The organism is Rossellomorea vietnamensis NBRC 101237, assembly GCF_001591825.1.
GTDB classification, from domain to species: Bacteria; Bacillota; Bacilli; order Bacillales; family Bacillaceae_B; genus Rossellomorea; species Rossellomorea vietnamensis.
Genome location: NZ_BCVQ01000012.1, coordinates 24,920 through 44,678 on the forward strand (window position 1 = coordinate 24,920; position 19,759 = coordinate 44,678).

The 19,759-nt window shown below is 42.6% G+C and carries 17 protein-coding genes and 1 riboswitch; of the genes, 5 read left to right on the top strand and 12 right to left on the bottom strand.

The window, feature by feature from the left end; all coding sequences use genetic code 11:
• Positions 1–71: 71 nt before the first annotated feature.
• Positions 72–1,133, bottom strand: coding sequence for a C45 family autoproteolytic acyltransferase/hydrolase (locus BVI01S_RS08745; RefSeq protein WP_061809889.1), 1,062 nt, complete (start codon positions 1,131–1,133; stop codon positions 72–74).
• A 224-nt stretch (positions 1,134–1,357) separates the two neighbouring features.
• Here BVI01S_RS08745 and BVI01S_RS08750 point away from each other — a divergent pair, with 224 nt between their 5' ends.
• Positions 1,358–2,578 (top strand): MFS transporter, encoded by a 1,221-nt coding sequence (locus BVI01S_RS08750; RefSeq protein ID WP_061809890.1) that lies wholly within the window; start codon positions 1,358–1,360, stop codon positions 2,576–2,578.
• Between the two features lie 53 nt (positions 2,579–2,631).
• Here the strand turns inward: BVI01S_RS08750 and BVI01S_RS08755 are convergent, their stop codons facing one another.
• Positions 2,632–3,489: a CvfB family protein gene (locus tag BVI01S_RS08755; RefSeq protein WP_034758959.1), complete on the bottom strand. Its 858-nt coding sequence runs from the start codon at positions 3,487–3,489 to the stop codon at positions 2,632–2,634.
• A gap of 215 nt (positions 3,490–3,704) precedes the next feature.
• Positions 3,705–3,805, top strand: a riboswitch (purine riboswitch).
• 86 nt (positions 3,806–3,891) lie between these two features.
• Between BVI01S_RS08755 and BVI01S_RS08760 the strand changes: the two genes are divergently transcribed.
• Positions 3,892–5,184: an NCS2 family permease gene (locus BVI01S_RS08760; RefSeq protein WP_061809891.1), complete on the top strand. Its 1,293-nt coding sequence runs from the start codon at positions 3,892–3,894 to the stop codon at positions 5,182–5,184.
• 44 nt (positions 5,185–5,228) lie between these two features.
• On the opposite strand, the gene BVI01S_RS08765 is transcribed toward BVI01S_RS08760, so the two are convergent.
• Positions 5,229–6,449 carry an MFS transporter gene (locus BVI01S_RS08765; RefSeq protein WP_156477317.1) on the bottom strand — a complete coding sequence of 407 codons (1,221 nt, stop codon included), beginning with the start codon at positions 6,447–6,449 and terminating at the stop codon, positions 5,229–5,231.
• Between the two features lie 110 nt (positions 6,450–6,559).
• Entirely contained in the window at positions 6,560–7,075 is a 516-nt protein-coding gene (locus BVI01S_RS08770) for a YhcN/YlaJ family sporulation lipoprotein (RefSeq protein ID WP_061809893.1), read from the bottom strand.
• A 136-nt stretch (positions 7,076–7,211) separates the two neighbouring features.
• Between BVI01S_RS08770 and BVI01S_RS08775 the strand changes: the two genes are divergently transcribed.
• Positions 7,212–7,940 carry a ZIP family metal transporter gene (locus BVI01S_RS08775; RefSeq protein WP_061809894.1) on the top strand — a complete coding sequence of 243 codons (729 nt, stop codon included), beginning with the start codon at positions 7,212–7,214 and terminating at the stop codon, positions 7,938–7,940.
• A 61-nt stretch (positions 7,941–8,001) separates the two neighbouring features.
• Here the strand turns inward: BVI01S_RS08775 and BVI01S_RS08780 are convergent, their stop codons facing one another.
• The 3 genes from BVI01S_RS08780 to BVI01S_RS08790 all read right to left on the bottom strand — a co-directional run bounded on the left by BVI01S_RS08780 (position 8,002) and on the right by BVI01S_RS08790 (position 11,212).
• On the bottom strand, positions 8,002–9,933 hold the full coding sequence (locus BVI01S_RS08780; protein ID WP_061809895.1) for an endonuclease MutS2: 1,932 nt from the start codon (positions 9,931–9,933) through the stop codon (positions 8,002–8,004).
• Positions 9,934–10,358: 425 nt separating this feature from the next.
• Positions 10,359–10,787 carry a DUF4395 domain-containing protein gene (locus BVI01S_RS08785; RefSeq protein WP_061809896.1) on the bottom strand — a complete coding sequence of 143 codons (429 nt, stop codon included), beginning with the start codon at positions 10,785–10,787 and terminating at the stop codon, positions 10,359–10,361.
• A gap of 155 nt (positions 10,788–10,942) precedes the next feature.
• A complete protein-coding gene (locus BVI01S_RS08790; protein WP_061809897.1) occupies positions 10,943–11,212 on the bottom strand; it encodes a YkvA family protein in 270 nt (89 codons plus the stop codon).
• Positions 11,213–11,610: 398 nt separating this feature from the next.
• Here BVI01S_RS08790 and BVI01S_RS08795 point away from each other — a divergent pair, with 398 nt between their 5' ends.
• Positions 11,611–13,212 carry an ABC-F family ATP-binding cassette domain-containing protein gene (locus BVI01S_RS08795; RefSeq protein ID WP_061809898.1) on the top strand — a complete coding sequence of 534 codons (1,602 nt, stop codon included), beginning with the start codon at positions 11,611–11,613 and terminating at the stop codon, positions 13,210–13,212.
• Between the two features lie 66 nt (positions 13,213–13,278).
• Here the strand turns inward: BVI01S_RS08795 and recQ are convergent, their stop codons facing one another.
• The 5 genes from recQ to BVI01S_RS22520 all read right to left on the bottom strand — a co-directional run bounded on the left by recQ (position 13,279) and on the right by BVI01S_RS22520 (position 18,091).
• Positions 13,279–15,408, bottom strand: coding sequence for a DNA helicase RecQ (gene recQ, locus BVI01S_RS08800; protein WP_034758934.1), 2,130 nt, complete (start codon positions 15,406–15,408; stop codon positions 13,279–13,281).
• Positions 15,409–15,536: 128 nt separating this feature from the next.
• Positions 15,537–17,138, bottom strand: coding sequence for an amidohydrolase (locus tag BVI01S_RS08805; protein ID WP_034758931.1), 1,602 nt, complete (start codon positions 17,136–17,138; stop codon positions 15,537–15,539).
• A 109-nt stretch (positions 17,139–17,247) separates the two neighbouring features.
• Positions 17,248–17,382 (bottom strand): hypothetical protein, encoded by a 135-nt coding sequence (locus BVI01S_RS23125; RefSeq protein WP_261750719.1) that lies wholly within the window; start codon positions 17,380–17,382, stop codon positions 17,248–17,250.
• Positions 17,383–17,525: 143 nt separating this feature from the next.
• Positions 17,526–17,741, bottom strand: coding sequence for a cold-inducible protein YdjO-related protein (locus BVI01S_RS08810; RefSeq protein WP_034758928.1), 216 nt, complete (start codon positions 17,739–17,741; stop codon positions 17,526–17,528).
• A 218-nt stretch (positions 17,742–17,959) separates the two neighbouring features.
• Entirely contained in the window at positions 17,960–18,091 is a 132-nt protein-coding gene (locus BVI01S_RS22520; protein ID WP_156477314.1) for a YuzL family protein, read from the bottom strand.
• A 162-nt stretch (positions 18,092–18,253) separates the two neighbouring features.
• On the opposite strand from BVI01S_RS22520, the gene BVI01S_RS08815 reads away from it, so the two are divergent.
• The gene (locus tag BVI01S_RS08815; protein WP_061809934.1) at positions 18,254–19,750 is read left to right on the top strand and encodes a spore germination protein; all 1,497 of its coding nucleotides are present in this window, start codon (positions 18,254–18,256) and stop codon (positions 19,748–19,750) included.
• Positions 19,751–19,759: the final 9 nt, after the last annotated feature.

The window sequence follows — 19,759 nt, forward strand, 5'->3', positions numbered from 1 at the left end:
TATTAATAAGAACCGAGGAAGTCCTCCACGAATGATAAGCCGTTAATCCCTTGATTTGCTCGGTTCCCCCCTTATTCCGTCACTTCTTCCATAAATAAAAACGGCTCATTTGTATCGAACTTCCCTGACATTTTCCGGACGGGAATATCTCTTCCCCTGACCCATTCCTGAAAGTCCACCACCAATCCATCGGAACTTTCCCCGAAGCCGATTAAGCATCTTAGTGATGTACATTCAAAGACACATGTATGAATCGTCCCTGCCCAAGCATCATACGCTTTCTTGAAAATCGGGCTGTCTCCCCGGTTAAACAGTTTGAATGCCCCATCTATGGTTAATTCCTTTTCTTGTTCTGAATGTAACAGGTCCAGCCTTTTTTGAGAGTCCCTTACATAATGTCGGTTATCCTTTTTCATATGATTCATTTGAAAATGGTTGGTACAACTTAAGGTTGAATGGTGATACACCCCTATTCCCCTCGGAGAAGCTTCTACCACAGCAGCTTTGCCACCTTGGTCATATAAAGAATAATTGAAACTGTGTCGGTGAGGCAGCCTGCGCAACACTTCGATGGCCTCGTCTGTATTCTTACATGTGTCCAGGAGGATGCGGGCGATTGTCGTACAAATGAATCCATCTCCCGGCTTTATTCGATTCACGAAATGAAAACCAACTGCCAATCCTTTTTCGTTCAACCCGTCAATCCGTCCGATTCCCCTTCCTGAAAATCCGATAGATGCATAGCCCCCCGCAGGCTCGACGAGTAACAGCCGGCCTTCATATGTTTTCGGGTGATAATCATAATTCCTCACGTATATACCGTCTTTGGCCAATGACGAACATCCTGACTCCTTCCATTCCTGCTGAAATCCCGAATATTCATGTATGGTATCTTCCAATGACCACTGTAAACCATGGGATAGTCCATTTAATTCATCCCATAATCCCGGTGCAAATTGCCGGAGTAGTCCCTCGACTTCAAGCAGCTTTACATTATAATCTCTCAATGACTTCTTTCGTCTCTTTTCATGATGAGAATAGAGTGGCGACTGCCGAAGTTTCTGTCCGAATCGAACACCAATCTCATAATAGGTCCCTCTGGACTGCAATACGTCTACCACAACCTCTTTCATTGTTCCACGCCCCTTTCTGCGAATAAAGGATAATGTCGAATAAATATCTTCTTCTTTTTCTCCCTGTTATGCTACACTTGATTCATAAAATACGAGGAGGAAATATCATGCAAAAAACATTCAAAACACTTTCACTATTTCAAGAAGGAGTGAACGTTCTGAATTAATGAAACGACGCTCCTTCTTCCGGTATATATAAAAACACAGGAAGCAGGAGACAAATTATGACAAAATCAACACTTGCCACCCATAACATCCGGGTGCTATTTTGGATTTCTTTTTTTGGTACAATCAGTTTTCTTCAACCCGTCTTAACGTTATTCTATTTCGAAAGAGGGCTAACCTCTTCTGATATTTTAATTGTGCTCATGTTCTGGAGCGGAGCCGTATTACTCGGGGAGGTACCGACTGGAATATTTGCAGATCGGTTTGGTGCAAAATATTCATTCCTATTCGGTTCTTTCCTTAAGTTCCTTAGTATTACACTGCTTTTATTCGCCTATGAACCTTGGATGTTCTTCATATACAGCTTCATCAATGGATTCAGTGTAACCTTTTTTTCTGGGGCGGATGAAGCGTTAATCTATGATTCACTCAAAGAATCAAATGAAGAAAATCGAATGGACCAGGCTATGGGAAAGATCCAATCAGCCTCATTTATCAGTATGCTGATTGCCGTCCTTTTCGGTTCCTATTTGGCGAAGGATCTGGTGGACAGTCAATTTACTCTGCTTATCTTACTGGGATTGGCCTTTCACCTTATCGAACTATTTTTAATCCTTTCAGTCAAGCAGCCGTCTGTTGATTCATTTCAGAAAGAAAATCCTTTTTCCCAAATAAAGAGTGGTATCCGTGTAATACGCCAGGCACCCCAGTTATTGTTGATGTTTTTAAACGTAACATTGGTCTTCATTCCGGCTGGTGCCGTTTACCAGTACTTTGATCAACCTCTTTTACAGGATGCAGGCGTTCCTGTCTATTTGATCGGGGTCTTTTATGCCGTTTCTGCCATTCTTGGCTATATCGCATCGAATTCCATAGGCTGGATAACAGCTCGCTGTTCCAGGGTGATGCTCATGAATATTTCAGGTTTATCAGCGGTAGCGGGGTTACTTATTTCCGGCTTGTTCGGATCCTCTTTATGGATTGTATTAGGTTCATTTTTCTTGTTAAGGCTTGTCCGGGCAATCCGTTATCCCATTTATTCACAATTAAGCAATGACTTAATCCCGTCCGGGGTCAGGGCGACGACCATCTCCTTGCTTTCCATTGTGGATTCGGGCTTGGACCTTGTTGTGTTTGGAGTGCTCTCTACGATTGCGTTGAATGGCTATTCATACGTACTCATGGGGTGCGCCTTTATCGCACTTGTTGGAACCCTTTTACCGATCAGACCTGTTAACACGAAGGAAAGTCGTAAGATCAAACAAAGCGCTTCCCTTTAAATGTGAAAGAGTGCTGACAATCTGTCAGCACTCTTTCTTCTTGTGGAGATCCATTATTTCTTAAGATACGTCCATCCCTCTTCTTGATACACTTTATCCTCTTTCATCAATTTTCCCAGCGCCCTTTTAAAAGCCGCTTTACTCATATTGAAACGATCTTTGATTTCCTCCGGCTGGCTCTTATCCCAAAATGGTATCGCACCGTTTCGCACTGCCAAATACTCAAGGATGACTTCAGCATCATCCAGCATTTTATCCTGCTTCAATGGTAAGAACGAAACATTCAGGTTTCCGTCATCCTTCACGTCGATGACTCTGCCTTCAACCAGTTCACCGAGCCTTGGCTCCGCTTTACGCTCATTCATGTGAACAAAACATCGATATCCTTGTTCAGATAAGAAGAAGGTTCCTACCCTCAGAAGTCGATACACCCGTCCCTGTACTTTAGCATTCATCATTTCAGCAGAAGCTCTCCTTGACACCTGTTCAATGATATTTTCAGTGGCCAATCTTCCGTATAAACGGTCTTGTTTATCACGATTCAAGGTAAGGAACAGCTGATCGCCGGGATTCGGCCAAAGCTCCTGAAATTTCGGAAGGTCGTCAGATGACACCAAAATATCCTTGGGCAGACCAATATTCACAAATACGCCTAAATCTTCCCGCTTATCAACGACTTCTGCCCAACCGTATGCACCGACCTGCACCTTCGGGATTCTCATAGTCGCCGTCAAGCGCACGTCCTTATCATGATAAAGAAATACTTTCACCGTATCTCCCTCTTGGATTTCTTCTGTTATTTCAGAGTGATGCAGAAGTACACGATCGATATCATTCGTTAGAAAGAAACCGTATGGCACTTCGTGATCAACGTATAAATCCTCTACTGTACCTGGTTTTAAAGAAGACATTATATTTATTCCTCCAATATTCATTCACGTATTAACTTACGTTTTCTCTACTCATTGTTTGTATTCACTAAATATAGCTTTTTTCAGGAATGATGTATAGGGCGTATGCAATTTTTAATAATAAATCATCAATTTAGAAAATAATGAATTCACGAACTTTTACCGGTTCCATTGACCGGAGGATAGTCAGTTGTTATGATTCTCCTAATTCAATTATACCAAATATAGATGCACCTTGTATAAGTTCAAGAATATGGCTTGAACGTTTCTACCAGCTACCTTAAATGGCTTGTCTACAAGATAAAGTAAGACCAATGGAATTATTTTATCCTGTAGATACACTCTGGTTGATTCAGTCACCGGAGTTTTTTTATTTTATCTTATCTACACGGAGGGTTATGTATGAAAACATTCTTTCAATTTGATGAAAGAGGGACAAATTATAGAAGAGAAACGTTAGCAGGTGTCACGACTTTCCTATCGATGGCTTATATTCTGGTTGTGAACCCCATCATCCTGAGTCAGGCCGGAATGGACAAAGGGGCATTATTCACAGCCACTGCCCTCTCAGCGATTGTTGGATCCCTGTTAATCGGTCTACTGGCAAACTTTCCGATCGGGATCGCCCCCAGCATGGGACTTAACTCGTTCTTTACGTTTTCGGTATGCATCGGAATGGGAGTCGACTGGGAAATCGCCCTGACAGGAGTATTTATTGCTGGTATCATCTTTATGATTTTAAGTGTGATGAAGATCCGTGAAAAAATCATCAATGTCATTCCCCAGGATTTAAAATTCGCCATTGCCGGCGGCATCGGCTTTTTCGTAGCATTCATAGGTTTTAAAAATGCGGGACTCGTCGTTGCCAACCCTGAAACATTTGTGTCGATCGGGAACCTTTCTTCCCCTCCAACACTACTTGCTGTGTTTGGTTTTATCATTACCCTGATGATGTTGGTAAAGGGAATTAAAGGCGGGATATTCTATGGGATGGTTGCAACGACCATCATCGGGATGGTCACGGGGCAAATCTCAGTGCCTCATTCCATTATTGGTGGTGTCCCTAGTCTCGAGCCGACATTCGGAGTGGTATTCAACCATTTAGGGGATATATTCACTCTTGAAATCATGGCGGTGATCTTTACCTTTCTGTTTGTGGCTTTCTTTGATACGGCAGGTGCCTTGATTGCGGTTGCCAGTCAAGCAGGGATCATGAAGGATAATCAGATCCCGAACGCTGGCCGGGCTCTCCTGGCTGACTCTGCATCGGGAGTGGCCGGAGCGATATTCGGGACCTCAACAACAGCATCATTCGTAGAGTCCTCTGCCGGAGTGGCCGTCGGGGGAAGAACCGGATTCACGTCTATCGTGATTGCCATCTGTTTCTCCGTCGCCCTGTTCTTCTCACCCATCTTATCGGTCATCACTCCAGAAGTGACTGCCCCTGCACTTATCATTGTCGGTGCATTGATGGCTACGGAAGTCAGACATATCAATTGGAATCGACTTGAAGTGGTCATTCCTTCTTTTGTGACGATTATTATGATGCCTTTAACCTTCAGTGTTGCAACGGGAATCGCATTAGGCTTCATTCTTTATCCATTTGCGATGATTTCATTGAAAAAGTGGAAGGAAGTTCATCCAATCATGTACATCCTTTGTGGGTTATTCATTATTTACTTTGCATTTTCTTAAAAAAACGAAGAGGTGATTCCGTTTGGACGGGATCACCTCTTTTGTTATTTATGAAAGTTTCTTACTGTTTCATCTGAGGGGAGGAAGAATGTCATCATCCCGAGCAGAGGTAGGAAGCTGCATAGGATCATGACGAATCGGATGGTGTAAAGATCGGCCAGTCCTCCAAAGAGGACTGCTCCGACTGCTCCCATGCCGAATGCCAGACCAACGGTCAAACCGGACACCATCCCGATTTTACTTGGCATCAGTTCTTGGGCATACACCACAATGACACTGAAACTTGACGATAAAATAAAGCCGATACAAAAAATGAACGGAAAGACAATGGAGAGCGGTAAATAAGGTAGTGCAAGGGTCAGAGGTGCAGCTCCGATCATAGAAAAAAAGATGATGTTCCTTTTTCCGAAACGATCGGCAAGCGGCCCACCCATGAAGGTGCCCAAGACTCCTGCAAACATAAAGGCAAATATGTAGGCCTGAGCTTTCTTAATGGTAAGACCGTAGTCCTCAATCAAGTAAAACTGATAATAATTTGATAAGCCTGCTCCGTACCATGACCTTGCAAACACAAGGAATACAACAAACACCATCGCCCACTTGATTTTCGGGTTAATTGGGGTTTTTCTTCCATCTTCATTCTTTTTCCTCTTGCTTCTTTCATTGAAACGCAACTGATCTGAATACCAATTAGAGACCCTGAACAAGACAAGAACTCCAATAATGGCCACGATGGTAAACCATAGGGCCCCTATCTGACCAAAAGGGACAAAGACAAAGGCAGTAATTAACGGCGCAAGCGCCTGGCCAGTATTTCCACCCACCTGATAGATCGACTGAGCCAGTCCCCTTCTATTTCCGGCAGCCATGTAAGCCACCCTTGATCCTTCAGGATGGAAAATGGCAGAACCGAATCCGATAAATAATACAGAAACGATGATCCATATGAAATGACCGGAGAGGGCAAAACCAATCAACCCTGCTAAGCTGGACAACATCCCCAATGGAAGCAGGTACGGTTTTGAACGAATATCGGCATAAAATCCGAAGACCGGCTGCAATAAAGAAGACGTCATATTGAGTGAGAAGGCAATCCAGCCGATTTGCATATAACTCAGTTCCAATGACTTCTCAATGATCGGGAACATAGCAGGTACAACAGCCTGGAGTGTGTCATTGATAAAATGACCCGAACTGATGGCTAATAGAATTCCGTATATAGTCGGATTCACGGCCGTTTTGGATGCTGTCTGGGCCACGTCCATCTCTCCTTCCATTTATTTCGTCACTCTAAATAGTATACTGAATCATTCGAACATTTCATATGGGAAAATAAAAAAAGCCGAAACTGAGTTCGACTTTTTTTACTTAAGCATTACCCTCTGTTCGGGAATACTCGTTTTACCATATCCGCTATCTCTTCTCCAAATCCTTCAATCGGTTTCCCATTTCTGGCTTTATCGGCATACCCTCTCATACGGTCTACGAAATCAGGATTTGTTGACACGTACACATTATTGATACTGCCATTTTCTTTTTTCACTTGATCCGAGATTTTCTTTTCCAATTCCTTTGAAACATTTCCATTCTTATCGTCTTCTAATACAGCAGCAACATATGCGTTTTGATCAGTCGTCAGCACATAAGCACTTCTCACTTCTTTAAGTTCTGCCACTTTCCCCGCTTCTCTGTCAGCAAGTGAGTAATTTTCTCTCATCATCCCGTCATTCACATAATCCCGGTTCGCCTGATTATTCTTGTAGTTCACTCTCTCCAGGTTACGGTTGTTCATTTGCTGTCCTTCTTCATTCATATTATTGCTTGTACCGCACCCGGCAGCAGTGATCATGAACATCAATCCAATAGTTGCAATCAATAGATATTTTTTCATTTCTTTGCCTCCTAAAATTTATTCAGTCTTACTTTCCCCAGGTCTCCCTGGATCTATACAAGGAATCGGTTTATGTTTAATCATTTACTACATTAGGGAAAACTCGATATGAAAACGGTTTAGGGAGGTAGGATCATTGTTCCAGGCAGCTTTGTGGGGAGGGGTAGCCAGTCTCTCCCTCTTAATCGGGGCGTTAATGGCATTATTTCTTCATATACCAAAAAAAGTGGTAGCGTTTATTATGGCCTTAGGTACTGGCCTGATCATCGGATCAGCTACTTTTGATCTCTTAAGTGAAGCAGAAGGAAAAGCGGATTTGGTTTACCTCGTTTCCATGTTCCTTCTGGGTGCCCTCATTTTTACATTATTTGAAATGTTCATTTCTAAAAAAGGTGGAAGCGAAAGAAAACGGTCGAAGAAGAATCCCCATGGCCACTCGGGGCTTGCCATTTATGTCGGTACCATCATGGATGCGATACCCGAATCCATCATCATCGGCGTCAGCTTTATTGAAAGTCAATCCATGCAATGGGTCTTCATCATCGCTATTTTCATCAGTAATTTGCCTGAATCATTATCCAGCAGTATAGGGTTAAAGCTCGATCATTACAGCACGAAGAAAATCCTTTATTTATGGGGAAGTGTCGTCATCCTTTCTTCCTTCAGTTCTTTGCTTGGGTATGCATTACTGCAGAATGCCCCTGAAAGCACTTCATACATTATCGGAGCGTTCGGGGCCGGGGGGCTGCTCGCTATGGCGTCTTCAACGATGATGCCGGAAGCATATGAGGAAGGCGGACCCATTGTCGGTTTCCTTTCATCCCTGGGAATCATTCTTTCCTTTGTACTGACACATATGTCATAGATGTTAGAAGCATGCATCAGAAAAACGTACTCAAGTTCAACCCTGAGTACGTTTTTTTCATTTATTCCTCATGATCGATGGTCAAGCCTTCTACAAATCGTTTTCCCATGAGTTTATCCTTTTTACGATTTTCTTTGCTATTGAAGATAATATCGAAATCATATTCCTCTGGATACAATTCCTTGGCGGATACATACAGACGGAGGCGTTTATGACTTACAGATCTTTTTTCCCCTTTGATTTGTACGGTGTAATTCCCTATACCATCAGGGCCTTCATAGACAATGCCAAATTCTCCTTCCGGGGAGATCTGGACATTATCTCCTTTGGCAAAGGAGATGATGCTCCTTGTTTCTTTTTGGATTTTTCCGTGATTCCTTTTTTTATGCTTGTTAACGATCATTTGTTTCTCCATTTCCTTTTTTTCACTGTAGTCGATTTCTCCAAGCCTATAAGTTTTCTTCTGCTTATAGGTGATCTCATGTGCTTTTTCAATGATCTCTGGGTGCATTCCAAGCTTCAATGCAATGGAAAATGCCTGACTATCCCCACCCTGACCAACAATCAGTTTATACGTTGGCTGCAAGGTGTCGATGTTAAACTCCATACTGCCATTCATAAAGCCTTCATGCTCTTGTGCAAAATGTTTGATCTCACTATAATGTGTAGTGGCAATAAGCGTGGCACCCTTTTCATATAATTGATCCAGGATAGCCGTGGCAAGACCCATTCCCTCCATAGGATCTGTACCGGAGCCGAGTTCATCCAACAGGACAAGGGACCGGTCGTTTGTATCCTTTAGTATATTGATGATATTTTTTATATGAGAACTGAATGTACTCAAGTTTTGTTGAAGGCTCTGCCCATCCCCGATGTCCAGGAGTATTTGTTGATATATACTGATTTCACTTCCCTCGGCTGCTGGAATATGCAAACCGCACTGGGTCATGAGGGTGAGGAGCCCCACCGTCTTTATGGTTACGGTTTTCCCTCCTGTGTTGGGGCCGGTGATGACCAATGCATAAAATCCCTCCCCCATCTTGATCGTTAACGGGACTGCCTGTTTCCCGAGCAGAGGATGAACCGCATTGATCAAGTGAATCCTCTGTTCTTCATTTACAATCGCCTTCACTCCATCATAGGCGCGACTATATTTTGCTTTGGCGAACAAAACATCATAGTGGACCATTGTTTCAACCGCAAGTCTTAGTTGTGGCTCGTATGTTTGCACCTTTCCAGTCAATGTCCATAAAATATTTTCAACTTCATGATCTTCTTCAAATTTTAGAGTGAGGAGCTGATCCTGTTGTTTGCTCAACTCCTCCGGCTCGATATACAGGGTTGAACCCGAGGCTGAAGAATCCAGAACGGTCCCTTTCATCTTCCCCCTGAATTCTTTCTTGATGGGAATGACATATCTCCCGTTCCGCTGACTAACAATCGCTTCTTGTAGAAATGATTTATACTTAGCCGATTTTACAATCGATTGTACTTTATCCTTTAGCCGTTCTTCCTGGATTCCCGCCTGCTTTCGAATCCTCAACAATTCTTTACTCGCATAATCATCGACTCTGCCATTCCTGATGCATCGGTTGATTTCCTCTCCGAGATCGGGGATCTCTTCAATGGAATAAACATAGGAAGAAACCCTCGGTGCGAGCCATAGTTTATCCTCCATATATTTTTTCAGCTTTTTACATGCATCGAGAAAGTAATATAAACTTGTAAGCTGATCCGGCCTCAGGGGAACACCTTTATTTAGATTCCCCATGATATTCTCCACCCCGTCTAATGCGTGGATAGGTACACTGGCACTTTTCTTTAAGATGTTTACAGCTTCTGTCACCTCATCAAGGCGCATTTCAATTTGACGGATATTTGTGGATGGCCGTACCTTCCACAATTCCTTTTTACCTTCTTCCGTCAGAGCAAATCCCATCAATTCTTCTTTCACTGAGTTAAACTCAAGTGTTTGAAACGTTTTTTCGTTCATTCCATTTCCCTCCGAATATACAAAAATAGACCACAACGAACAATGTCCATCGTGGTCTCCCTTCACTCGTATACAATCCTCCCCATCATAATAGCGCATGTGTAAACTCAAAACAGCCTCCCGATCACCTACGTGAAAAGAAGTCCTCATTTGCGGAATCATGCACAAAAAAAGAGCTGTGCACAAAGACACAGCTCTCCTGATTAAGGGGTGAGTATGCTATGACCATTGTTCTTAACTACATTTTGAAGGCACAGCTAAATAAGCTTATCCAGCAACCTGAATTAAAAGGCCACTGCCTGCAAAATGTCCGTATTCATTTCACGGTTAGTTAAGAACGACACCTAACATATAACATACTCCCTTTGTATACACTATTTAAATTCAAGATTAGTTTACGACGTATTCCATCTATTGTCAATAGGTTACTGTAATGAACGTTTATATTGGAACCTTTTCCATTGAAAGCGGATGAAACATCCTATGCAGAATCCTGCAAGGGCGACGGACGCAGCCACAAAGACCATTCCTGAGAAGAGATAAACCCCCGTATTCCATCCTGCCAGACTACTTATGATGGAGCCTCCCAGACAGCTGACTGCAATGATATTGTTGAACCGTTGCTGCTCAGCGTCTTCCGGTGGATACGCGGAAGGTTCTTTCTTTAAGAAGATCTTCCCTGCCTGCATGACGGGATTATACTTAAAAAGTAAAGCTGACATTCCGACCAAGAACGGAAGCAGCAAGAAAAATTCTATTTGGGACAACCATGAAAGAGCAACAGTTGTTACGATGAACCATTGATTTAACTGAACTAATGGTTTTGGTATTGAATTGGCTGGAGCTGTACTCATATTAATTCATACCTTTCTGATTGGAATTGATGTAATTATAGTGTATGGGAAAGAGATGAAAAAATCAAAAGAAAAAACCGAAACCGGCTGCCCATTTTTGGCCGGTTTCGGTTTTCACTATTCGGACGAAACGTCTGCTCATTTCTGTCATTTCTTCAACTCATATTTTTTTGTAACTCTAGAGGAGCCATCTTTACCAACAATTGAAGAATGAAGGTAAACACGGCCAAATCATCGACAATCCCCAGCACTAAAAACACATCCGGGATCAAGTCAAGCGGCAGCCAGATATAAAATGCAACCAACCCCACCGATAAACCTTTCTTCAGAAAGGAAACTTCACTGGAACGAAAAAAATCAACCAAAAACGGAACTGATCTACGAACATTAAACAGAAACCGCACCCGCTTCACAAACCTTATCATCACATCATCACCTGTTTGTTTTTTTCGTTATCATAGCACACAAACAAGAGAAAGAACCTTACCAGGAAACTTTAGCTGCTACTATTCAGCATCGATTTTTGGCTCATTCGAGGGAAACGTTCGTTTTCCTCGCCTTTCAGCAAAAGCTGAAAGGTCCCCAAGTGACACAAAAGCCCGGGCACAAATGCATTTGTGCCCGGGCTTTTGTGTCACTTGGGGAAATGAGCCAAAAATCACTTCAAACAAAATAATATCCTATGGTACCTTTTTTCTTCAAATCCTATCTTTACTTATGTAAATACCCCGTAAATTTATCACTGTTCCTGCTAACACTCTATCTTTTTAGCATACTTGCGTGTTATAATCTTTTAGATTGAGTATTAGGAGGTATTTCACATATGATTCAGGTATCAGATGTAAGCTTACGTTTTGGTGATAGAAAGCTATTCGAAGACGTGAATATAAAGTTTAATCCAGGGAATTGCTACGGACTTATCGGAGCAAACGGTGCTGGTAAATCAACATTTTTAAAGATTCTTTCAGGAGAAATCGAAGCGCAGACCGGCCATGTATCCATGGGGTCAGGAGAGCGACTTGCTGTCTTAAAGCAGGATCACTTCGAATATGAAGAATATGAAGTGCTGAAAGTTGTCATAATGGGACATACCCGTTTATATGAAGTCATGCAGGAAAAAGATGCCATCTACATGAAAGAAGATTTTTCTGATGAAGACGGTATGAGAGCGGCAGAATTAGAAGGTGAATTCGCCGAGCTTAACGGTTGGGAAGCTGAATCAGAAGCTGCCATCCTACTAAAAGGCTTGGGAATCAACGAAGACCTTCACACGAAACAAATGTCCGAACTGACAGGTGGGGAAAAAGTAAAAGTATTACTGGCACAAGCACTATTCGGCAAGCCGGATGTCCTTTTACTCGATGAGCCTACCAACCACTTGGACATCCAGGCGATTCAGTGGTTAGAAGACTTCTTGATCAATTTCGAGAACACGGTCATCGTTGTATCACATGACCGTCACTTCTTAAACAAAGTATGTACGCACATTGCCGACCTTGACTTCGGGAAAATCCAAGTATATGTCGGGAACTATGATTTCTGGTATGAATCAAGTCAATTAGCTCTGAAAATGGCTCAGGACCAGAATAAGAAGAAGGAAGAAAAGATCAAAGAGCTTCAGGCATTCGTTGCCCGGTTCAGTGCAAATGCATCTAAATCGAAACAAGCCACTTCACGTAAAAAATCGTTGGAGAAAATTTCTTTGGATGACATCAAACCAAGCTCACGTCGTTATCCATATGTACAATTCAAGCCGGAGCGTGAAATCGGTAACGATGTTCTCCGTGTTGAAGGTCTTACAAAAACGGTTGACGGAGTAAAGGTCTTGAACAATGTTAGCTTTATCCTGAATAAAGAAGACAAAATCGCACTTGTCGGAGCAAATGAAATTGCCAAGACCACTCTTTTCAAAATCCTTGCCGGGGAAATGGAACCCGATAGCGGCACATTCAAGTGGGGAGTGACGACATCCCAAGCTTACTTCCCGAATGAAAACTCCAAGTACTTTGAAGGAAATGAACCTTCCCTTGTTGACTGGTTACGGCAATACTCACCGGAAGATGAGAGTGAGACATTCCTTCGCGGATTCCTGGGTCGCATGCTATTCTCAGGTGAAGAAGTAATAAAGAAACCGAGTGTTCTTTCCGGAGGGGAAAAAGTCCGCTGTATGTTATCCAAGATGATGCTTAGCGGGTCAAACGTCCTTCTGCTTGATGAACCTACCAACCACTTGGATTTGGAGTCTATCACAGCATTGAATAACGGTTTGATCAACTTCAAAGGGGCAATGATTTTCGCATCCCATGACCATCAGTTCATTCAAACAATCGCGAATCGCATTATCGAAATCACCGAAGACGGTGTCATCGATAAAGAAACAACCTATGATGAATTCCTGGAAATGAAAGCTGCCATGAAGGCGTAACAAGATATAAACAAAAAAGCAGATGCCGAAAAATCGGTTTCTGCTTTTTTTCATATGTGACAAGGGTTATGAGCTTTGTCCGCTCTTGACTAAGTACCCTTTGATTTGAAAATAGCTGATGTCTTTCGGCAGCTCTTCTTTAATTGGTTTCAACAGGTCCGTCCCTGCCTTTGAAACCGCTTCTTCAATCAGGCTTTCCTCTTCATCTGTAAATAGGATGCTCCAATCATCAAGGATGCCTTCCTGAAAGGTACGGATGATATGATTTTCAATCGTAGCCGTACTCATACCCCGCTCTTTCGCAATTTCTTTAATCCCTTTGTGATCCTTAAATAAGGCATAGCTGATTAAATAAGATGCCGTATCAGAATGATTCACCTTCCGTGCAGGCGCAGGCTTCACTGTCTCCACCTGATGTGTTGGATTTTCTTCTAAGAATGCTGAGATTTCCTCTATGAACACTTCTCCATAGCGATCCTTCTTACTTTCCCCCACTCCACTTACCTGAAGAAATTCTTCTGAGGTTTTCGGCAGTTTCACACACATATCCTGTAATGCCTTATCCGAGAAAATGACAAATGGAGGGACCCCTTCTGATTCTGCAATGGATTTCCGGAGGGCTCTGAGGGTCTGAAATAAACCATCTTCCTTAGGGATAATGGCAGAAACCGTAGGCTGTACCTTTCTGGATACGGCTCTCTCTCCCATCAATACCTCTTTCCCCTTGGATGACACCTTCAGAACGGGAAAACTGCCACCCTCCACCTGAATGATCCCTTCAGAAATCAAATAATCGATGAACAGTCCGACTTCTTTCTGAGATTGATCCTTCATTAATCCATAGGTGGATAACCTGTCGAATCCCCAGTCAAGTATTTTCTTATTCTTTGATCCCGTTAACACTCCACTGATAAGGGAGGTTCCAAACCTCTCATTCATCCTCATCATACAGGATAAGACCATTTGTGCTTCCTTTGTGACATCTTCGGATTCTCTCTCATCAAGGCAATTGCTGCAATGGCCGCATGCTTCCTCTACGCGCTCCCCGAAATATGTCAGAATGTAGTTCTGTAAACAGGATTCGGTATGAACAAAATCGACCATGTCACGTAATTTCTGCATTTCGTTCTGATGCAATTCCGGATTGATGATATTTTGATCAATGATGTACCGCTGCGTCTGGATATCCTGTGGGGAAAACAATAACACACACTCGCTATCCACTCCATCACGGCCTGCCCTGCCGGCCTCTTGATAGTACCCTTCCATATTCTTCGGAATTTGATAGTGAATCACGAAACGGACATTCGACTTATTGATTCCCATTCCAAACGCATTGGTCGCTATCATGATCGTGATGGAATCATTCAGGAATGCTTCCTGCTGTTCCTGCCTTAATGTGTCAGAAAGCCCGCCATGATATTTCCCGACGGCTACTCCTTTTTTCTCAAAAAATAGATAAAGGTTTTCCACTTCTTTGCGTGTCGCACAATAGATAATGCCCGAATGCTGCTGATTCTTTTTTACATACCCTTCTACCCAACGCTTTCGATCTTCTCCTTTTACTACCTGGAAAAATAAGTTCGTCCTCTGAAAGCCAGTTAATACTTTGTATTTTTCCGGAATGTGCAAGTGATGAAGGATATCGGATTGCACCTGGGGAGTGGCTGTCGCTGTAAGAGCAAGAATCGCTGGATTTGAACGGAGCTGGTTCACTGCGTTGTAGATCCCTAAATAACTGGGTCTGAAATCATGTCCCCATTGGGATAAGCAATGGGCTTCGTCTACAGCTACAAGGGGAATGGGCAAGGTATTCAGGAAACGAATAAAACCATACGATTCCAATCGCTCCGGGGCAATATAAACAAGCTTGTATTCCCCTGATGATATCTCCTCCATTCTATTATCTACTTCACTGTTTGATAGGGTACTATTAATAAAGGTAGCGGGAATGCCTTGATGAACCAATGAATCCACCTGGTCCTTCATCAGGGAAATAAGGGGTGAGATCACCAGGGTCACGCCATCGAGCATCAGTGCGGGAATCTGGTAACAAAGTGATTTCCCACCACCAGTGGGCATAATGCCGACTGTGTTTTTTCCGTCTAGTATGTATTCAATGATCCTTGCTTGACCATCCCTGAATTCATCATAACCAAAGTATTGCTTTAATACTTTTTTTGCTTCTGTGATCAACTATCTTCCCTCCAAATGATGTCCTTTCCCTATATTGTATTAAAGAAAAGGGGAAGTGCCAATAGGAAGTCCAAAGTTCCCAAAAAAAGCCCCCACATACTCCGTATTGAGGGGGCGATTCCAAATACTTATAACGAATAGACCTTCTTACCATTATGCCATGTTTCTACAACCCTGATGTTGTTTAATTCATCGCTTGAAACCTCCATGGGATGCCGATCCAGCAGGATCAAATCTGCCCGTTCTCCTTCCGAAAGGGTTCCTGAATTATGTGGTTCATTTAATTCGATGATGGTGGGCATGGATGTATATCCCCTATACGCTTCATTCACTGTCAGCTTTTCCTGGGGCTGCCAGCCACCTGATGGATTTCCAGTAAGGTCGGTCCTGTTCACGGCTGCAAACATACCCTCGAAGGGATCGATGGAACCAATAGGCAAGTCCGAGCTTAATGTATAAGGGATTCCCCGATTTACGATACTTTTAAATGCATCGCAGTAGGGAGCAAGATCCTCCCCTACCCATTTGACTTTTTGGTTCCATTCCCCCATCAAGAAAGAAGGCTGAGTTTCAATCGTGGGTTTGAGCTTTTCTAATCGGTATAGTAAGTCCTCCCCCAAGGTTTGAGCATGGATGATCCTGTGATGATACGTATCGGTTCGCGCTTCTTTCTGTTCGAGTGCAGTAATCGCCTGTTCAACCGCTTGATCACCGATGGCATGCATGGCCACCTGCATTCGATTTTCACCTGCCAGCCTTACCAATTCATTTAACTCTTCCTGGGTATAGATCAAGATGCCGTTTGTATCAGGCTGGTCCTTGTAAGGGATCCTCATGGCCGAGGTATGAAGACGTTGAGTCCCATCAAGGAATATCTTCACTGCGCCCACTTTCACGTGTTCTGTTCCTTCGCCTGTCCGTTCTGGATGGCGCTCGAGAAAATCGTGCAGATGCTGTTTTTTAAAGATGTAATGATGCAAATATACTCTGATCGGTAATTCCCCTTCTTCTTCCAACCCGGTATAGGCCTTCCACAACCTGTCATAAGAACCAATGAAATTCAGGTCGTCCGTGTGAAGTGTAGTAATCCCATGCTTGAGCATATGGGGAATCCCGTGTTTGATTGCATCCTTGGCATCTTCACTGCTTCTACCCCGGAAATGATGTTTGATGAAATGTACGGCACTATCCTTGAAACGACCTGTCCATTCCCCGCTGTCATCTGTTTCTTTGAAAGCATCTGGAATTTCGTTGAATTCTTCTTCATCCTTTAACAAATCCATGACCTTATGATTCACAATGCATTCATGACCGTCCTGATGAAGAAAAAACATATACGTATGTAAATGCAATTCATCCAGATCCTTACCGGTCAAAAGATCATTTCGATCCTTAAACTCACTATCATCAAGGCCTCTTCCTACGACCCAATCCCCATTCTCCATCTCAGGGTAATATTCAAGAACCTCCTTTTTCATTTCCTCCCAGCTTGTCACATGTCTAAGGTCGAGTTCCCTCTTCATTAATCCATACCGTAAAAAATGCATGTGTGAATCATGAAATGCCGGGGACAGCACTCTTTCCATCCCATCGACCGTTTCCCCGTTTTCGGTTTTTCTTTCTCCTTCTGTGATCTCGGTTATCCTTCCCTCCTCGACCGTTACACTATACTTCTTAGTCGGGTTGGTATATTCATGACCGTCATATAATCGAACATTCGAAATCTTCACTACACTCTTCCTCCTTAAAGTTGACTATACTCTTTTATACCTCAACCCAATTCGATTAAACGTAAAAAAGCTGTACATGCATAGTCGCATGTACAGCCTCTTCAATGAATCAGAACCATCTTACTGTTTTTTCTTCTTTATTTTCGTCAACTGGTTTGGACAGCTTCCAAAAACCGTCCCAAACAGTTTCTTTACGCTCATTTTCAACGGAAGTACTTTTCACTTCTTTCTCTTTCTTGGACATGATGCTCCCTCCTTTAATACATAAATACATTACATACTATTCAAATGTAAAAAAAGAGTTTAATCATTTTTTTGCAATTCTTGAAGCAGTTACGAACCGGATAGAAAAAAGAACCAATCCGGGGATTGGTTCTTTACGTTCAATCAGGATGATTTCATTGTTGGATGGGGATTATCCACCACTTGCAATACTTTAGTGGAAGTCACCATATCTTCTTTACAAAGTGGACACTTAGGTGTATCTTCACTCTTGAAATTATCTCTCATCCAGCCCTTACAATCTTCAGCGGAACAAGCCCAAATCTTTGTTTCCTCTGTTTTTATTTCTTCCTCAACTTGATTTCTACGACCAAAAGCCATTGAACGTCCTCCTTTAAGGTAAGTAGGATTTCCTTGCTATGCTTTCTAACAGGAAAATATTGATTGTGGTAATTTATGCTGCAGATAGTATGTGGTCAGTAATAGTACGTTAATAATCGGATAAAATGCATCGATTATTTCCATTATACCATACTTGACTCCATTTTAATATATCAACACGAAAGTATGGGCTTTATGTAAAGATGGAAAGACCCGAATCATTTTTTCATTTTGTTCCTTGAGGATGGAGCCTTTACTCCACCTGACATCTCCTGGCTTGTCGTACCTTGCCCTTCTACTTGAGAAGAACCGAGAGTGGCTTTAGATGCATCCTTTTTCCTGTTACTCATCGAAATCACCTCCCTTTCTACCGTTCCCATGAACCTCTTATTTTATGTACATCACAAATAAATTCAATCGGCCCTTTCAATGAGTAAGAAACAGGGACATGGGAAATCTAATCATTAAATTAAGGTTTTAGGGTGTTGAGGTCTGTGTTCAAACGAAGAGAAATGAAGAAGAGTATAGATCAAGGTCCCCCCCACAGCTTAAATATCGAGGACTTCCACAAGGAATTACTTGCTATGGTGAGCAACAGTGAAGACTTAGTATTCAGGGTCATCACCAAAAGGGATCAAAAAATCGCAGTGGCTTATTTTGACGATTTGATTAACCCCACCTCCATGCAGGATAGCATTGTCAGGCCACTTGAGGAATCAAGCGACGATCTGAACTATCATCTGATCAAAAATACGATTAATATTGCAAAGCTTACAACAACGAATGCCATTACTGATGTTGTCGATAATCTTGTGAATGGGACCGCTTATATCTTTAAAGAGGGGGATACCCATGGGGTATTAGCGGATGTGGCAGATAAAGGCACACGGGCACTTGAAAAGGCGGAAACCGAATCATTGGTGTTTGGGCCGAAAATCTCATTCACTGAATCCATTACGAAGAATCTCAATTTGATTCGCTCAAACATCAACGACCCAAAATTATGTGTCGAGACCTTTATGGTTGGCTCGAGAACGAAAAAAAAGGTGCAAATGGTTTATATAAAAGATATTGCAGAGGAAGAAAACGTCAATACGTTCAGACAACGGGTGACAAATATTGAAATTGACAGCATTGTGGATTCCACTGTACTTGCTCAATTGATTGAGGATAATTCTTTCACCTTCTTCCCGCAATTCATTACGACGGAGCTTCCCGACCGGTGCACCATTTCCCTTCTACACGGTAAGATTGCTTTACTTGTGGATCGCAGTCCCACGGCGATTATCGGACCTTCCACATTCATGAATTTCTTTGAATCCACAGAAGATATTTATATGAGATGGAATATGGGTACATTTCTCCGGATGATCCGCTTTGTAGCGATCTTTTTTTCTATACTTTTGACTCCGGCTTATGTAGCCGTCCTAACGTATCATTACGAAGTCATTCCTTCTGCTCTCTTAGTTTCATTGGGGCAATCACGGTCGAATGTGCCTTTCCCCCCTGTCTTCGAAGCCTTGTTATTGGAATTTATCATTGAATTATTAAGGGAAGCCGGAGCCAGGTTGCCAACCAAGGTGGGACAGACGATGGGTATCGTGGGTGGTATTGTCATCGGGCAGGCGTCCGTTCAAGCGGGATTCACCAGTAATATCCTGATTATCATCATTGCGATTTCCGCGCTTGGATCCTTTACTGCCCCCAGTTATGCCATCGGGACTGCCGTTCGGATCATACGTTTCCCAATCATCGTCATGGCAGGATTATATGGCGGGGTCGGAATCATGTTTTGCTTTTGCTTTATCTTGATTCATTTACTGAAGATCACAACATTGGGAAGACCCTACTTATCTCCCATCTATCCATTCAGGTTTTCAGATTTGAAATACAGCATATTCCGCATGCCATATCAGTATTTAGTCAAACGTCCCGTATCTAATCATCCCATTGACAAGGGACGTATCCCGATCAAAAAAGCCAAAATGAAAAAAGACGTCGATGAGTAAAGGGTGATA

What these genes read in the sequence shown, in the direction of transcription:
- BVI01S_RS08745 (WP_061809889.1), bottom strand. Translation starts at nt 1,133, where the DNA reads ATGAAAGAGGTTGTGGTAGACGTATTGCAGTCCAGAGGGACCTATTAT.
- BVI01S_RS08750 (WP_061809890.1), top strand. Translation starts at nt 1,358, where the DNA reads ATGACAAAATCAACACTTGCCACCCATAACATCCGGGTGCTATTTTGG.
- BVI01S_RS08755 (WP_034758959.1), bottom strand. Translation starts at nt 3,489, where the DNA reads ATGTCTTCTTTAAAACCAGGTACAGTAGAGGATTTATACGTTGATCAC.
- BVI01S_RS08760 (WP_061809891.1), top strand. Translation starts at nt 3,892, where the DNA reads ATGAAAACATTCTTTCAATTTGATGAAAGAGGGACAAATTATAGAAGA.
- BVI01S_RS08765 (WP_156477317.1), bottom strand. Translation starts at nt 6,449, where the DNA reads ATGGACGTGGCCCAGACAGCATCCAAAACGGCCGTGAATCCGACTATA.
- BVI01S_RS08770 (WP_061809893.1), bottom strand. Translation starts at nt 7,075, where the DNA reads ATGAAAAAATATCTATTGATTGCAACTATTGGATTGATGTTCATGATC.
- BVI01S_RS08780 (WP_061809895.1), bottom strand. Translation starts at nt 9,933, where the DNA reads ATGAACGAAAAAACGTTTCAAACACTTGAGTTTAACTCAGTGAAAGAA.
- BVI01S_RS08785 (WP_061809896.1), bottom strand. Translation starts at nt 10,787, where the DNA reads ATGAGTACAGCTCCAGCCAATTCAATACCAAAACCATTAGTTCAGTTA.
- BVI01S_RS08790 (WP_061809897.1), bottom strand. Translation starts at nt 11,212, where the DNA reads ATGATAAGGTTTGTGAAGCGGGTGCGGTTTCTGTTTAATGTTCGTAGA.
- BVI01S_RS08795 (WP_061809898.1), top strand. Translation starts at nt 11,611, where the DNA reads ATGATTCAGGTATCAGATGTAAGCTTACGTTTTGGTGATAGAAAGCTA.
- BVI01S_RS23125 (WP_261750719.1), bottom strand. Translation starts at nt 17,382, where the DNA reads ATGTCCAAGAAAGAGAAAGAAGTGAAAAGTACTTCCGTTGAAAATGAG.
- BVI01S_RS08810 (WP_034758928.1), bottom strand. Translation starts at nt 17,741, where the DNA reads ATGGCTTTTGGTCGTAGAAATCAAGTTGAGGAAGAAATAAAAACAGAG.
- BVI01S_RS22520 (WP_156477314.1), bottom strand. Translation starts at nt 18,091, where the DNA reads ATGAGTAACAGGAAAAAGGATGCATCTAAAGCCACTCTCGGTTCTTCT.
- BVI01S_RS08815 (WP_061809934.1), top strand. Translation starts at nt 18,254, where the DNA reads ATGAAGAAGAGTATAGATCAAGGTCCCCCCCACAGCTTAAATATCGAG.